Genomic DNA, 15,547 nt, shown 5'->3' on the forward strand with positions numbered 1-15,547 from the left:
GGCTCCCTTCGGGGATCAGCCGCAGCGCGAGGCCACGTAGCCGTCACTGCCGGTCTTGACGTAGGTGTCCGAGACGAACTCGCCGTTGGCCATGTTGTCCCAGATGTTCGACGTGCCGTAGTAGCCCGACACCGTCTCGCCCGGCGTCTGGCAGTAGATGGCCACCTTCGCACCCTCGGGCAGGACACGGACGATGCCGTACCGCGTTCCGGGACCGCTGCGGACGTTCAGTCGGAGGCCCGGGGCGACGTCGTAGTGGTGGACGGCCGCCTCGGCGTGGGCGGCACCCACCGTGAGGAAGGCGCCGGCCAGGCCCGCGGGCATGACGGATCTGCGTTTGAGCGATGTCGTGAGAATTCCCCCAGGAAGGCTCAGGAGCAGCGGTCGGCGACGTAGCCGTCGCTGCCGGTGAGCACGTAGGCGTCGGAGACGTACTGGCCGTTGCTGATGTTGTCCCAGATGTTGCTGGTGCCGTACGGGCCGGCCACTGACGTGCCCGGGGTCTGGCAGTAGATCGGGACCTTCACGCCCTCGGCCAGCACTCGGATGATGGTGTAGCTGGTGCCGGGGCCGCTGCGGACGTTGAGCCGGACGCCGGGCGCGACGGAGTAGTAGCGAACCGTCGCCGCCGCTGTCGCAGCCGCGGCCTCCTTGACGGCCCCTGTCTCTTCCACGCGGTCAACAGACATGAAAACCCTCCCCCGTCGGTCCCCATGGCTGCCATGGGGTCCCGTTGATTCCCCTGAATCACGCCATGAAACACATGTACGCAACTCGCACGCGGAGACTAGCAAGCCGCCTCTGTCCCGAACGAGACATCGACTAGGCTCCGTGCGTCGCGCGCGCGGACGATCAGCACGGGGGTGGTTCCATGGCGCCACAGGGCAACACCGGAGCGGGCGCGGAAGCGGAACTTCCCGAGTACGCCGGTCACTACCGGCTGGAGTCATGTCTCGGGTCCGGCGGGATGGGCGTGGTGCACGTCGCGCGCAGCACCTCGGGGATGAAGCTCGCGGTGAAGGTCGTGCACACCGAGTTCGCCAAGGACCCTGAGTTCAGGGGGCGTTTCCGGCAGGAGGTGGCCGCGGCCCGGAAGGTGAGCGGGGCGTTCACCGCGTCCGTCGTCGACGCCGATCCCGATGCCGAACGGCCCTGGATGGCCACGCTGTTCATCCCCGGCCCGACGCTCTCCGACGAGGTGAAACGGAACGGGCCCATGGAGCCCGCGCAGTTGCGTCGGCTGATGGCGGGTCTGGCCGAGGCGCTGCGCGACATCCACCGGGTCGGGGTCGTGCACCGGGACCTGAAGCCGAGCAACGTGCTGCTCGCCGAGGACGGGCCGAAGGTCATCGACTTCGGCATTTCTCGGCCAAAGGACAGCGAACTGCGGACCGAGACGGGCAAGTTGATCGGGACACCGCCGTTCATGGCGCCCGAGCAGTTCCGGCGGCCACGGGAGGTCGGGCCCGCCGCCGACATCTTCGCGCTCGGATCGGTGATGGTGCACGCGGCAACCGGGCGTGGGCCGTTCGACTCCGACAGTCCGTATGTCGTCGCCTACCAGGTCGTGCACGACGAGCCGGACCTGACGGGCGTACCGGGGAATCTCGCGCCGCTCATCGTGCGCTGTCTCGCGAAGGAGCCCGAGGACCGGCCCACCCCGGACGAGTTGATGCGGGAACTGCGGTCGGTCGCGGCCTCGTACGACACGCAGGCGTTCATACCGGCGCAGCGGACCGTTGATCCGCCGAGGCGCGAGCCGGGGAAAGCGGAACCGCGACGCAGGAGACCTGCCGGCAGGAAGGCGGCCCTGGCCGTCGTCGCGTCGGCTCTGGTCGCTGCCGGGATTCTCGCTTCCGTCCGGATGCTCGGCGACGACGATCCCGTGCCGGAGAAGGGCCACACCCCCGCCGCGACGGGTTCCGGGTTCGCGGCCTGGGAGACGAAGCCGGTGTCCGGCGGCACCGGCTCGGCGCAGTGCTCGTACGGGACGCGGCAGTTGCTCTGTGCCCGGCCCGGACTGGTCTTCGCCCTGGACCCGTCGGACGGCAGCGTGCTGTGGCGGCACTCCGTCGCCGCGTCCAGAGCCGCCAGGCCGCCGGTACTCGGCGGCGGTCTCGTGCAGACACTGACGGACGAGGACCGGCACCTGGAAGCACTCGACCCCGGCTCGGGCCGGACGCGCTGGGAGCGGACGATGCCCACGAACGGCAGGCCGGCCGTCGTCGGGGGAACGCTCCTGCTCCCCCGTGCCGACGGGACGGTCACCGGAGTGGACGCGGTGACCGGGGACACGAAGTGGAGCGGCCGGATACCGGGCCAGATCCTGCCGTACCTGACCTCGTTCGCGGGCTCCCCCCTGGCCTACGCCACGACCATCTCCACCGACTCCTCCAGTACCCAGGTCACGGCCCTGGACCCGACCAGCGGAGCCGTGCGCTGGAAGGCGCGGCTGAGCGGGAGCCTGACACCCGTCGGCGTGCACGACGGCTCGGTCTTCTTCCTCTCCGCCAACAATGAGTACGGCGACACGGACGCCGTCGTCCGCTACAGCCCGGAGTCCGGGTCCTCGCGCCGGGTGGCACTCCCCGTCGCGCGGCCCGACGCCCACGCGGCCGTGCGCGGTGACGTCGTCTACGTCCTGGCCGCGACCGGTTCCCTGGACGCAGTGGACACCCGGGTACGCAAGCGGGTCTGGCATCTGGAGACGACCGTGAGCCGGGGTTCCGAACCGGTGGCCGACGACGGGCACGTGTACTTCACGGCCGCCGACGGGCGACTCCTCGCCGTCGATGTCTTCAAGGGACGACTCGTCGGGCAGACCCGGGCGCGTCCGGGCTCGAACTCGGGCACGGTGGACGGCTCGCTGCCCGAACCCGTCCTCGCCCACCACCACGTCTACGCCACCGCCCCCGACGGCACCGTCTTCGCCGTGGATGCCCGCGAGCCCGCCTCCTGGTGACCGGGGGCAACGCGAAGGGCCGCCCCGGAAGAGGCGGCCCTCGGTGTCGGGTGGTGGGTCAGCCCAGCTTGGAGACGTCCCGGACCGCGCCCTTGTCCGCGCTGGTGGCCATCGCGGCGTAGGCCCGCAGTGCCGCCGAGACCTTGCGCTCGCGGTTCTTCGGGGCGTGGACGCCGTCCAGTGCGGCCTCGCGGCGGGCGAGCTCGGCGTCGTCGACCAGGAGCTCGATCGAGCGGCCGGGGATGTCGATGCGGATGCGGTCGCCGTCCTCGACGAGGGCGATGGTGCCGCCGGCCGCCGCCTCCGGGGAGGCGTGGCCGATGGACAGGCCCGAGGTGCCGCCGGAGAAGCGGCCGTCGGTGATCAGGGCGCAGGCCTTGCCGAGGCCGCGGCCCTTCAGGTACGAGGTCGGGTAGAGCATCTCCTGCATGCCGGGGCCGCCCTTGGGGCCCTCGTAGCGGATGACGACGACGTCGCCCTCCTTGACCTGCTGGGTGAGGATCTTCTGGACGGCCTCCTCCTGCGACTCGCAGACGACCGCGGGACCCTCGAACGTCCAGATCGACTCGTCGACGCCGGCCGTCTTCACGACACAGCCGTCGACCGCCAGGTTGCCCTTGAGGACCGCGAGGCCGCCGTCCTTGGAGTACGCGTGCTCGGCGCTGCGGATGCAGCCCTCGGCGGCGTCCTCGTCCAGGGACGCCCAGCGCTCGGACTGGGAGAAGGCCTCGGCTGAGCGGACGCAGCCGGGGGCCGCGTGCCACAGTTCCAGGGCCTTGGGGGACGGCGAGCCGCCGCGGACGTCCCAGGTCTTGAGCCAGTCCGCGAGGGAGGGGCTGTGGACCGAGTGGACGTCCTCGTTGAGCAGGCCGGCGCGGTGCAGTTCGCCGAGGAGGGCGGGGATGCCGCCGGCGCGGTGCACGTCCTCCATGTAGTACGTGCGGTTCTTCGCCACGTTCGGGGCGACCTTCGCGAGGCAGGGGACGCGGCGGGAGACCGCGTCGATCTCGGCGAGACCGAAGGGGACCTCCGCCTCCTGGGCCGCGGCCAGCAGGTGCAGGATCGTGTTGGTGGAGCCGCCCATGGCGATGTCGAGGGCCATGGCGTTCTCGAAGGCCGCGAAGGTGGCGACGTTGCGCGGCAGGACCGTCTCGTCGTCCTGCTCGTAGTAGCGGCGGGTGATGTCCATGACGGTGTCGGCCGCGTCGACGTACAGCTGCTTGCGGGCCGTGTGCGTGGCCAGGACCGAGCCGTTGCCGGGGAGCGAGAGGCCGATGGCCTCCGTCAGGCAGTTCATCGAGTTGGCCGTGAACATGCCGGAACAGCTGCCGCAGGTCGGACAGGCGTTCTCCTCGATACGGAGCATGTCCGCGTCCGAGATCTTCTCGTTCACGGCCTCGGACATCGCGTCGACCAGGTCGAGCGTGCGCACGGTGCCGTCCACGAGGGTCGCGCGGCCGGACTCCATCGGGCCGCCGGAGACGAAGACCGTGGGGATGTTCAGGCGCAGGGCCGCGTTGAGCATGCCCGGGGTGATCTTGTCGCAGTTCGAGATGCAGATCAGGGCGTCGGCGCAGTGGGCCTCGACCATGTACTCGACCGAGTCGGCGATCAGGTCGCGGGAGGGCAGGGAGTACAGCATGCCGCCGTGGCCCATCGCGATGCCGTCGTCGACGGCGATGGTGTTGAACTCGCGCGGGATGCCGCCGGCCGCGACGATCGCCTCGGAGACGATCCGGCCGACCGGCTGCAGGTGGGTGTGGCCCGGCACGAACTCCGTGAAGGAGTTGGCGACCGCGATGATCGGCTTGCGGCCGATGTCCGCACCGGGTACACCGGAGGCGCGCATAAGGGCGCGTGCGCCCGCCATGTTGCGGCCGTGGGTGACTGTGCGGGACCTCAGCTCGGGCATCGTCGCTCGCTCCTTCAGAGACGGTCGTCAGAGACTTCGGAGACGGTCGTATCAGACTTCTGACTGCTGACGAGCGTACGCCGGTCATCCAGGGGTCGGGACAGGGTGTCCGGAATGCGGGACGCCCGTCTCGGAGTCAGGGACCGGTCAGATGGCCCTGCACCACCGGGGCGACCCGCGCGATGATCTGCTCGATGTCCGACGACGCCAGCGGCTCCACCTTGATCACGTACCGCATCATGGCCGTCCCCACGAGCTGCGCGGCCGCCAGTTCGACCCGCAGCTCCGCGTCCGGCAGGTCCAGCTGGTCGGCGACGCGGCGCAGCAGCTGGGCGGCGACGAGCCGGCGGAAGACGGCGGCCGCGGTCTCGTTGTTCACCGCGGAACGGACGATCGCCAGGAGCGGCAGACGCGTCGCGGGGTTCTCCCAGACGCCGAAGATGAAGCGGGTGAGGCGCTCTCCGACGTCCTCCACAGGACCCTCGGCGAGCGCGGCGGGCGCGCTCAGCGCGGGCGCGGCGGCGACCTCCACGGCCGCCTCGAAGACCTGTTCCTTGGTGCCGAAGTAGTGGTGGACCAGGGCCGAGTCGACCCCGGCGGCCTTGGCGATCCCGCGCACGGACGTCTTCTCGTAGCCCCGCTCGGAGAACTCCTCACGGGCCGCGCCGAGGATCCGGTCCCGGGTGCCGGCCGCGTCGGATTCCGTACGACGGGGTCGGCCGCGCTTCCGGGCGGTGACGTCGCTCACAGCCGGGGCGGGATCACTGTTGCTCACCGCCGGGGTGGGGTCGCTGCTCACCGCCGGGGCACCCGCACCGCCGAGGCCAGATGGAGGCGGGTGAAGGCCAGGGCCTCGGCGAGGTCGGCCTCACGTTCGGCGCCGGACATCGCACGACGGGTGTTGACCTCGATGACGACATGGCCGTCGAAGCCGCTCAGCGCGAGGCGCTCCAGGAGCTCGGCACAGGGCTGGTTGCCGCGGCCGGGCACGAGGTGCTCGTCCTTCGCGGAACCCTTGCCGTCGGCGAGGTGGACGTGGCCGAGGCGGTCGCCCATCCGGTCGACCATCTGCATCGCGTCGGTCCGGGACGTCGCCGCGTGGCTGAGGTCGATCGTGAAGTGCCGGTAGTCGTCCTTGGTGACGTCCCAGTCGGGGGCGTAGGCGAGCATCTCGCGGTCGCGGTAGCGCCAGGGGTACATGTTCTCGACGGCGAACCGTACGTCCGTCTCGTTCGCCATCCGCCAGATCCCGCTGACGAAGTCCCGGGCGTACTGGCGCTGCCAGCGAAAGGGCGGGTGGACGACGACGGTGCTCGCGCCCAGCTTCTCGGCGGCCGCCCGGGCGCGCTGGAGCTTGACCCAGGGGTCCGTGGACCACACGCGCTGCGTGATGAGCAGGCAGGGGGCGTGCACGGCGAGTATGGGGATGCCGTGGTAGTCGGAGAGGCGGCGCAGGGCCTCGATGTCCTGGCTGACCGGGTCGGTCCACACCATGACCTCGACGCCGTCGTATCCGAGGCGCGCGGCGATCTCGAAGGCCGTCGCCGTCGACTCCGGGTAGACGGAGGCCGTCGAGAGGGCGACCTTCGCATCCGGGATCCGTACGACTGGTTCTGCCACGGAGGTCAGCCTAAAGGGTTCGCCGGGGTGGGTGTGGGGCGCCTGTTCGCCGTTGTGGTGTTTGCCACGGGGGCGTGTGCGGTGCTGTCGTGGTTGCTCGCGTGGTTCCCCGCGCCCCTAAATGCCCCCCACTGATCCCATGTGGTCAAGTCGGCGCAGGATCACGCCCTCTCTGAGGGCCCACGGGCAGATGTCGACCGTTTCCACACCGAACAGGTCCAGCGCCCCCTCGGCCACCAGGGCGCCCGCCAGGAGCTGGTTCGCCCGGCCCTCGGAGACGCCCGGGAGTTCCGCCCGCTGGGCCGTCGTCATGCCGGCCAGCCTAGGGACCCAGGCCTCCAGGGACTCGCGCTTCAGTTCGCGCTGGACGTAGAGGCCCTCGACGGAGCGGGCCGCACCGGCCAGGCGGGCCAGCTGCTTGAAGGTCTTGGAGGTGGCGACCACGTGGTCGGGGGCGCCGAAGCGGGCGAACTCGCCGACCGTACGGGCGATCTGGGCCCGCACGTGCCGTCGCAGGGCCCGGATGGCGTCCGGGGTCGGGGGGTCCCCGGGGAGCCAGCCCGCCGTGAGACGGCCCGCGCCCAGGGGCAGGGACACGGCGGTGTCCGGTTCCTCGTCGATGCCGTAGGCGATCTCCAGGGAGCCGCCGCCGATGTCGAGGACCAGGAGCTTGCCCGCCGACCAGCCGAACCAGCGGCGGGCGGCGAGGAAGGTGAGACGGGCCTCCTCGGCGCCGGTGAGGACCTGGAGCTCGACGCCGGTCTCGGCGTGCACGCGCGCGAGGACGTCGTCGGCGTTGCTGGCCTCGCGGACGGCGGAGGTGGCGAACGGGAGCAGGTCCTCGACGCCCTTGTCCTCGGCGGCCTGGAGTGCGTCCTTGACGACCGAGACCAGTTTCTCGACGCCTTCGGGACCTATCGCCCCGGCGTCGTCGAGGAGTTGGGCCAGGCGCAGTTCCGCCTTGTGCGAATGCGCGGGCAGGGGGCGGGCGCCGGGGTGCGCGTCCACCACCAGCAGATGCACCGTGTTCGATCCCACGTCGAGGACACCGAGTCTCATGTAGGGAACGCTACTGCCCGCCGGTCGTTCCACTGGCTCCGGAGGGGCCTCGGGCGACTTACCCTGGACGCGTGCCAAAGACGAAAAAGGTGAAGGACGACAAAACGGCCGTATCTGCCGACGGTCCTTCGCGGGTGAAGCCGGCGAAGCAGGCGCGGAAGGCCATGAAGGCTCTGAAGGCCGACGAGAAGGGGCTCGACTTCGCGCGCGCGTGGGTGGAGTTCCCGGATCCGGCGGACGACGAGCAGGTCTTCCGCTGCGATCTGACATGGCTCACCTCTCGGTGGAACTGCATCTTCGGCAGCGGCTGCCAGGGCATCCAGGCGGGCCGGGCGGACGACGGGTGCTGCACGCTGGGTGCGCACTTCTCGGACGAGGACGACGAACAGCGGGTCGCCGACAATGTGGCGCGACTCACTCCGGACATCTGGCAGCACCACGCCGAGGGCACGGAGAACGGCTGGATCTCCGAGGACGAGGACGGCGACCGGCAGACCCGGCCCTTCCAGGGCTCCTGCATCTTCCAGAACCGGCCCGGCTTCGCGGGCGGCCAGGGCTGCTCGCTGCACATCCTGGCGCTGCGGGAGGGCCGCGAGCCGCTGGAGACCAAGCCGGACGTCTGCTGGCAGCTGCCGGTGCGCCGGACGTACGACTGGATCGACCGGCCCGACGACACGCGCGTGCTCCAGGTGTCGATCGGCGAGTACGACCGGCGCGGCTGGGGTCCGGGCGGCCACGACCTGCACTGGTGGTGCACGTCGGCGACCTCGGCACACGGCGCCGGCGACCCGGTGTACGTCTCCTACCGCCCCGAGCTGGTCGAGCTGATGGGCAAGGCGGGCTACGACCGTCTGGTCGAGCTCTGCGAGCAGCGCCTGGCCTCCCAACTGCCCCTGCTGGCACCGCATCCGGCGGACCCGACCGCCTGAGCGGTGGGAATCGGCGACCACCGGAACCCGCCCCGACGGCCCCGACGGCCACGGCACGCCGGTCACCACCCCGGTTCCGCGGCCGCGTCCGCTACGAAGCGGACGGGCTCGGGGCCTCGCTGTCCGTCGGTGGGGGCGTGGTGCTCGCCGAGGCCGTCGGGGTGGGGTCCGGCGGGGTCGGCGAGGGGGACGAGGGCGGCGGGTCGCTCGGAGGGGGATCCGAGGGGGCCGAGGCCGTGGGGCTGGGGCTGGACGGGGGCGTCGTCGGCTCGCCGGGGCCGGACGGTGCGGGCGCCGTGCCGTAGCCCTGGATCGTGACCACGGCGCCTGCCGGTGCGACCGCCACGCGCGCGCTCCAGGGCCCGGACGGCTCGCGCAGGTGGTCGACGTACACCTTGATCGTCAGCGACTCTCCGGGCTTCAGGGCTCCCGAGGACTGGCTCAGGTAGAGCCAGGAGGCGCCCGTGGTGGCCGACCAGCGGACCGGGGCGTCGCCGGTCGCGGTGAGGGTGATCAGTGTGGTGTCGCCGTCGTTGCCGGCGCCCACCCCCAGGTGTCCGGCGCCCTTCTTGCCGGCGCCCGCGACGCTGACGACCTCCACGGAGACGTCGGGCCGGCCGTCCTTGGCGAAACGGTCGCCGGGTGTCGTGCTCGCGTTGCCCGCGTTCTGGTAGCCGCCGCTCGCCGCCACGCCGTCGAGGCTGTCGGGGCCGTGCGCCTCGCTCGCGCTGGCGGAGTGGCCGTCGACCCCCTCGCCGGGGCCGCCCCGGTAGGCGGCCCACAGGGCGAGCACGGGGGCGGCGACGACGGTGGCGACGACGGTCGTGGTGACGGCACGCGCGCGCAGCCGGTCGCGGCGCGCGGCCCGGTCCTTGGGGTCCATCGGGAAGCCGCGCCGGTCGAAGCGGGGCACGGCGGCTCCACGCGCGCGTGCCGGGTGCGTCGGCGCCGTGCACAGGACCGCGCGCGGCGCTTCGAGCACGGGCAGCTCGGCGGGCGTGATCATGGCACCGGGCCAGCGGCCGGGGGTCGCGCGCTCGGCGCTGCGGCGGCAGCGCGGGCAGTCGTCGACATGGCGCACGAGTTCGCGGCGCAGGGCGGAGCTGAGCACGAACTGGTTGTCGCCGGTGAGCCGCGCCACGCTCGGACAGCCACCGATCTCGACGACGGCGAGGGCGGCGCGCGTGCGCTCGACCTCGCAGGCGGCGGAGGCGAGCAGTTCGCGGGCGCCGGCGAGGTCCATGCCGAGGACGGCGGCGACCTCGTGGGCGGCTAGATGGTGGCGCACGGCGAGTTCGAGCGCCTCGCGCTGCTCGGGGGTCGTACCGGCCGCCTCCGGCCAGGCCAGCAGGGAGAGTTCGCGACGCCGCGCCTCCAGGACGGCCTCCGCGACCGGGGGCCCGGCGTGCTCCTTGGAGGCTCCGTGACGCCCTGCCGCGTGCGTGGCCTGACGTTTCTGCTTGGCCTCGGCCAGCTTGCGCAGACAGGCCCAGCGGGCCAGCGCGTACAGCCAGGCCCTGCGGTCGCCGGGCGCGTCCGGGCCGCCGCGCCTCTCGGCGAGCGCGAGGACGTCACCGAGGGCGGCGGTCGCCGCGTCGTGGTCGCACAGCACGGACATGCAGTAGGTGAACAGGCCGTCGAGGTACGGCTCGTAGCGCGCGGGCGGCCGCTGCGCCAGCGTGCGCGCCGCAGCGCGGTCGCGCTCCTGCCGTTGCGCCCGGTGCGCGCCGGTGGTGCGGGTCGAGGTCTCCGGACTGCTGCTCATCATCCGTGGACCGTAGGGGGCGAAACATGGCCTCTTCCTGCGCCTTGAGCACATTTACTCCGTACGGGTGAAACGATCCCTCAATAGGGGACAGGAACCCCCGATTCGGTGGCTCGTTCCCGTCAGGACGTGGCCGATTCGCGTGCCGGCGCACGGGACGGCCCCGTTGCCGGAGCGCATGCCGTCCGGCAGGCGGCGGCCGTGTTGTCAGTGGCGGCGGTTACGGTTCGTGCATGGCCACCCGTACGAAGACCGCCAAGGAGCGTCCGTCCTACCGCTGCACCGAGTGCGGCTGGCAGACGGCCAAGTGGCTCGGCCGCTGCCCCGAGTGCCAGGCCTGGGGGACGATCGAGGAGTACGGCGCGCCCGCGGTGCGTACGACCACCCCCGGCCGCGTCACCACCTCCGCCGTGCCCATCGGCCAGGTCGACGGCCGCCAGGCCACCGCCCGCTCCACCGGCGTGCCCGAGCTGGACCGGGTCCTCGGTGGCGGCCTCGTGCCCGGCGCGGTGGTGCTCCTCGCGGGCGAGCCCGGCGTCGGCAAGTCCACGCTGCTGCTGGACGTGGCGGCCAAGGCGGCGAGCGACGAGCACCGCACGCTCTATGTGACCGGCGAGGAGTCCGCCAGCCAGGTCCGGATGCGCGCCGACCGCATCCGCGCGATCGACGACCACCTCTATCTCGCCGCCGAGACCGACCTGTCCGCCGTCCTCGGACACCTGGACGCGGTGAAGCCGTCCCTGCTGATCCTCGACTCGGTGCAGACGGTCGCCTCCCCCGAGATCGACGGCGCCCCCGGCGGCATGGCCCAGGTGCGCGAGGTGGCCGGGGCGCTGATCCGCGCCTCCAAGGAACGCGGGATGTCGACCCTCCTTGTGGGCCATGTCACCAAGGACGGCGCGATCGCCGGACCGCGTCTGCTGGAGCACCTCGTGGACGTGGTCCTGAGCTTCGAGGGCGACCGGCACGCGCGCCTCCGGCTCGTACGGGGCGTCAAGAACCGCTACGGCGCCACCGACGAGGTCGGCTGCTTCGAGCTGCACGACGAGGGCATTACGGGCCTCGCCGACCCGAGCGGACTTTTCCTGACACGTCGTGACGAACCGGTCCCCGGTACCTGTCTCACCGTCACCCTGGAGGGCCGCCGTCCCCTGGTGGCGGAGGTCCAGGCGCTCACCGTCGACTCGCAGATCCCCTCGCCCCGGCGCACCACCTCGGGTCTGGAGACCTCCCGCGTCTCGATGATGCTCGCCGTCCTGGAGCAGCGCGGCCGGATCAGCGCGCTCGGCAAGCGGGACATCTACTCCGCGACGGTCGGCGGGGTAAAGCTTTCGGAACCCGCCGCGGACCTGGCGATCGCCCTCGCCCTGGCGTCCGCGGCCAGCGACACCCCGCTGCCCAAGAACCTCGTCGCGATCGGCGAAGTGGGCCTCGCGGGCGAGGTCAGACGGGTCACGGGCGTCCAGCGCAGGCTCTCCGAGGCACACCGTCTGGGCTTCACCCATGCGCTCGTACCGGGCGATCCGGGCAAGATCCCGGCCGGCATGAAGGTGATGGAAGTCGCGGACATAGGGGACGCCCTGAGGGTCCTTCCGCGCTCCCGTCGGCGAGAGGCCCCACAGGACGCGGAGGACCGCCGGTAGACTTTGCCCTGGTCTCGCCCGTCCGTACGAACCGAATGTGCGACACGGGAGCGCCCAAGACCCCGCGACCGGAGGAGAGCAGTGGCAGCCAACGACCGGGCAGCAGCTCCCGGAAAGTCCGGTGGGAGTGCCGGTTCCGATGGCCTGATGCGCGCCTCCCTGAGCGCTGTGGCCCCCGGCACCCCCCTGCGCGACGGCCTCGAGCGGGTGCTGCGCGGGAACACCGGCGGACTCATCGTGCTCGGCTTCGACAAGACGGTGGAGACGATGTGCACGGGCGGTTTCGTCCTGGACGTCGAGTTCGCGGCCACGCGCCTGCGTGAGCTGTGCAAGCTGGACGGCGGCATCGTGCTCTCGTCCGACCTGTCGAAGATCCTGCGGGCGGGCGTGCAGTTCGTACCCGACGCGACGATCCCGACGGAGGAGACGGGCACCAGGCACCGCACCGCGGACCGGGTGAGCAAGCAGGTCGGCTTCCCGGTCGTCTCGGTCTCCCAGTCGATGCGCCTCATCGCGCTGTACGTCGACGGGCAGCGCCGCGTCCTGGAGGACTCGGCGGCGATCCTGTCCCGCGCGAACCAGGCTCTTGCGACCCTGGAGCGCTACAAGCTGCGCCTGGACGAGGTCGCGGGCACGCTCTCCGCGCTGGAGATCGAGGACCTCGTGACGGTCCGGGACGTCTCGGCCGTGGCCCAGCGCCTGGAGATGGTCCGCCGTATCGCGACCGAGATCGCCGAGTACGTGGTCGAACTCGGCACGGACGGACGCCTTCTGGCCCTCCAGCTCGACGAGTTGATCGCGGGCGTGGAGCCGGAACGCGAACTGGTGGTCCGGGACTACGTCCCCGAGCCCACCGCGAAGCGCTCCCGCACGGTCGAGGAGGCGCTGTCCGAACTGGACGCCCTGACCCACGCCGAGCTCCTCGAACTGCCCACCGTGGCCCGCGCCCTGGGCTACACCGGCTCTCCAGAGGCGATCGACTCGGGCGTCTCTCCCCGAGGCTTCCGCCTTCTGGCCAAGGTTCCCCGCCTGCCCGGCGCGATCATCGACCGCCTTGTGGAGCACTTCGGCGGTCTCCAGAAGCTGCTGGCGGCCAGCGTCGACGACCTCCAGACGGTGGACGGAGTCGGCGAGGCCAGGGCGAGGAGCGTCAGGGAGGGCCTGTCCCGCCTGGCGGAGAGCTCAATCCTGGAACGGTACGTCTAGCGCCCCTTCCGGGGCGGGGGCTGTGTCCATCCGCGGCTCCGCCCCGAGCGGGTGCCGCGGACGGTCGTTCAGTCGTTCTCCAGCACGAACGAAGTCTGCGCGGTGGCATACCCGGGCGTCTTGACCTCCACCAGGTAGGTCCCGGAACCCGCCGACCCCGCGGGAGGCGTCGCGCACTGCGGAGCGCTCGGCTTGCGGTCCCACTTCACGGTGTACGTGATGCTGCTCCCGGCCGGAGCCCGGTAGACCAGGTTCCCCGCGGTCTTGGGGCAGTCGGCGGACGACCAGTACGCGTCGTCCGCATCGGCCTGAGTGATCGTCAACACCGCGTTCTTGGGCCCGAGATCGACCTTGCAGTCAGTGCCGGAGGAGTTCGTCGCGGTCAGCAGCAGCGTGGGCGTCTGGCCGGGGTCGTAGGCGTTGTGCAGACTGCGCACGCTCAACCTCACCGCACCGGCGGTGCAGTTGGGCAGCGGGGAACCGGCCGGAAGGGTGTCGCCCTGCCCGACCCCGGTGCCCGTACCGCCGCCCCCGGCGCTGCCGGCCCCGGCAGCCCCGGCGGAACCAGCCGTGCCGGCCTCACCACCGACACCCGAGCCGCCCCCAGTTCCGGCACCGGCGCCGGCGCTGGAACCAGTGCCCGATCCCGCGCCCCCGCCGGTCGTCGACTCGTCGCGGCCGCCGGGGGCTTGACTGATCGCGGGCCCGGAACCGGACGGCCCGGGGGTGATCGTCGAGGGGGAGGGATTCTTGTCGTTGGGCCCGTCCGCGCCGTTCTTTCCGCCTCCGCCGCCGGAGCTGACGATCCACGCGATCAGCAGCGCCAGCACGCCGAGGACGGACAGCATGACGGCCCTCCGTCGCCAGTAGATGGAGGAGGGAAGCGGCCCGACCGGATTGCGCAGAGATCCCACGGCGCAAACTGTACGAGAGATCGGCGAGTTCGCCGTCCTCACCCGCCGCCCGGCGACACAACTTTTCAGGATCATCATTCCGGAAACTGACACGTGACGATCACGGGGCGTGACCGTATCGGCCTGTCGCCTACGGTCCGTGACCACGGACTTCGAGTCCGCCGGGATCCACCGGGACATCACCGGCCGCACGGACGACACCCACGCGTCCCTTGCACCTCTGGCCACGACTGCCTTCCGACTCCGCCGCTCACGCCACGAGTTGCTCGCCGCTCCCCTCACACCGCTTCCGGTGCGGGTCCGGCTCCGGACCGTGGCGGGGCTCGGAGGGGCGGTCCTTACCGCCGTCCACCGTCAGAGGTCCGGTGTCCCCCCGGGGGTGGCGGACCGCCCGCACCGGCCCCCGGCCATGGCAGGATCGGAAGGCCATGACTGTGCCCACGAAGCCCCAGCCCCAGCCCGAGTCCCCGCACGGCAGCCCCGCCGACGGCATCACCGACGCCCCCGGCGGAGCCGGCCTGCACTCCCCTGTCATCGACTGGTTCGACGAGCACGCCCGGGATCTGCCGTGGCGGCGGCCCGAGGCCGGCCCGTGGGGGGTGATGGTCAGTGAGTTCATGCTCCAGCAGACGCCCGTGAGCCGGGTGCTGCCGGTCTACGAGCAGTGGCTCGCACGGTGGCCCCGGCCCGCCGATCTGGCCGCGGAGGCGCCCGGTGAGGCGGTGCGCGCCTGGGGCCGGCTCGGTTATCCGCGCCGGGCGCTGCGGCTGCACGGCGCCGCGGTCGCCATAACGGAACGGCACGGCGGTGATGTACCGACGGACCACGCCCAGTTGCTCGCGCTGCCCGGGATCGGCGAGTACACGGCGGCCGCCGTCGCCTCCTTCGCGTACGGGCAGCGGCATGCCGTGCTGGACACCAATGTGCGGCGGGTGTTCGCGCGGGCGGTGACCGGTGTGCGGTACCCGCCGAACGCCACCACCGCCGCCGAGCGCAAGCTCGCCCGCGCGCTGCTGCCTCAGGACGAGAGCACCGCCGCGCGCTGGGCCGCCGCCTCCATGGAGCTCGGCGCGCTCGTCTGCACGGCCAAGAACGAGTCCTGTCAGCGCTGTCCGATCGCCGCCCAGTGCGCCTGGCGGCTCGCTGGAAAGCCCGAGCACGACGGCCCGCCGCGGCGCGGGCAGACGTACGCGGGTACCGACCGTCAGGTGCGCGGCAAGCTGCTCGCCGTGCTGCGGGAAGCTCACGCGCCCGTCCCGCAGACGGTGCTCGACCGGGTGTGGCACGAGCCGGTGCAGCGGGCGCGGGCGCTGGACGGTCTGGTCGCGGACGGACTCGTCGAGCCCCTCCCGGGTGGTTTGTATCGGCTGCCGTTGACATAGCCCGTGACGAAGCAAACGGGCAAATACCCTCGAATCAACGTGAATAGCCGCGCCGGTTTACCCGTTTTCGGCTTCCGTTACACAACCGACGGACAGCCGATTGCCAGCCGCGTGCTGCTTCGCACAGCCCCGTGACAACAGCTCCGTAGCTTCAT

13 protein-coding genes are annotated in these 15,547 nt (G+C 71.8%); 5 read left to right on the forward strand and 8 right to left on the reverse strand.

The genetic code is table 11. The features are described 5' to 3' along the window. Positions 1–15: 15 nt before the first annotated feature. Positions 16–324, reverse strand: a complete 309-nt coding sequence (locus RKD20_RS19375) for an SH3 domain-containing protein (RefSeq protein WP_424878810.1) — start codon at positions 322–324, stop codon at positions 16–18. 47 nt (positions 325–371) lie between these two features. Continuing rightward, the gene (locus RKD20_RS19380; protein WP_424878811.1) at positions 372–689 is read right to left on the reverse strand and encodes an SH3 domain-containing protein; all 318 of its coding nucleotides are present in this window, start codon (positions 687–689) and stop codon (positions 372–374) included. Positions 690–871: 182 nt separating this feature from the next. Here RKD20_RS19380 and RKD20_RS19385 point away from each other — a divergent pair, with 182 nt between their 5' ends. Further along, on the forward strand, positions 872–2,962 hold the full coding sequence (locus RKD20_RS19385; RefSeq protein WP_424878812.1) for a serine/threonine-protein kinase: 2,091 nt from the start codon (positions 872–874) through the stop codon (positions 2,960–2,962). A gap of 58 nt (positions 2,963–3,020) precedes the next feature. Here the strand turns inward: RKD20_RS19385 and ilvD are convergent, their stop codons facing one another. The 4 genes from ilvD to RKD20_RS19405 all read right to left on the reverse strand — a co-directional run bounded on the left by ilvD (position 3,021) and on the right by RKD20_RS19405 (position 7,553). Continuing rightward, the gene (gene ilvD / locus RKD20_RS19390; RefSeq protein ID WP_424878813.1) at positions 3,021–4,874 is read right to left on the reverse strand and encodes a dihydroxy-acid dehydratase; all 1,854 of its coding nucleotides are present in this window, start codon (positions 4,872–4,874) and stop codon (positions 3,021–3,023) included. 136 nt (positions 4,875–5,010) lie between these two features. Further along, on the reverse strand, positions 5,011–5,622 hold the full coding sequence (locus RKD20_RS19395) for a TetR family transcriptional regulator (protein WP_424883267.1): 612 nt from the start codon (positions 5,620–5,622) through the stop codon (positions 5,011–5,013). Positions 5,623–5,669: 47 nt separating this feature from the next. Then, positions 5,670–6,494, reverse strand: a complete 825-nt coding sequence (locus tag RKD20_RS19400; protein WP_424878814.1) for a sugar phosphate isomerase/epimerase family protein — start codon at positions 6,492–6,494, stop codon at positions 5,670–5,672. 117 nt (positions 6,495–6,611) lie between these two features. After that, on the reverse strand, positions 6,612–7,553 hold the full coding sequence (locus RKD20_RS19405) for a Ppx/GppA family phosphatase (RefSeq protein WP_424878815.1): 942 nt from the start codon (positions 7,551–7,553) through the stop codon (positions 6,612–6,614). A 71-nt stretch (positions 7,554–7,624) separates the two neighbouring features. Between RKD20_RS19405 and RKD20_RS19410 the strand changes: the two genes are divergently transcribed. Beyond that, positions 7,625–8,482, forward strand: a complete 858-nt coding sequence (locus RKD20_RS19410) for a hypothetical protein (protein WP_424878816.1) — start codon at positions 7,625–7,627, stop codon at positions 8,480–8,482. A gap of 91 nt (positions 8,483–8,573) precedes the next feature. On the opposite strand, the gene RKD20_RS19415 is transcribed toward RKD20_RS19410, so the two are convergent. Beyond that, positions 8,574–10,250: a BACON domain-containing protein gene (locus RKD20_RS19415; protein ID WP_424878817.1), complete on the reverse strand. Its 1,677-nt coding sequence runs from the start codon at positions 10,248–10,250 to the stop codon at positions 8,574–8,576. A 230-nt stretch (positions 10,251–10,480) separates the two neighbouring features. On the opposite strand from RKD20_RS19415, the gene radA reads away from it, so the two are divergent. Continuing rightward, the gene (radA, locus tag RKD20_RS19420) at positions 10,481–11,890 is read left to right on the forward strand and encodes a DNA repair protein RadA (RefSeq protein ID WP_424878818.1); all 1,410 of its coding nucleotides are present in this window, start codon (positions 10,481–10,483) and stop codon (positions 11,888–11,890) included. An 81-nt stretch (positions 11,891–11,971) separates the two neighbouring features. Further along, positions 11,972–13,096, forward strand: a complete 1,125-nt coding sequence (gene disA / locus RKD20_RS19425) for a DNA integrity scanning diadenylate cyclase DisA (RefSeq protein WP_028808481.1) — start codon at positions 11,972–11,974, stop codon at positions 13,094–13,096. Positions 13,097–13,164: 68 nt separating this feature from the next. Here disA and RKD20_RS19430 read toward each other — a convergent pair whose 3' ends face one another. Continuing rightward, entirely contained in the window at positions 13,165–14,010 is an 846-nt protein-coding gene (locus RKD20_RS19430; protein ID WP_424878819.1) for a hypothetical protein, read from the reverse strand. Between the two features lie 428 nt (positions 14,011–14,438). Here RKD20_RS19430 and RKD20_RS19435 point away from each other — a divergent pair, with 428 nt between their 5' ends. Beyond that, positions 14,439–15,392, forward strand: coding sequence for an A/G-specific adenine glycosylase (locus RKD20_RS19435; RefSeq protein ID WP_424878820.1), 954 nt, complete (start codon positions 14,439–14,441; stop codon positions 15,390–15,392). The last annotated feature ends 155 nt before the right edge of the window (positions 15,393–15,547 follow it).

The sequence above is a fragment of the Streptomyces sp. SLBN-8D4 genome, from assembly GCF_049739545.1.
Lineage (GTDB): Bacteria > Actinomycetota > Actinomycetes > Streptomycetales > Streptomycetaceae > Streptomyces > Streptomyces canus_C.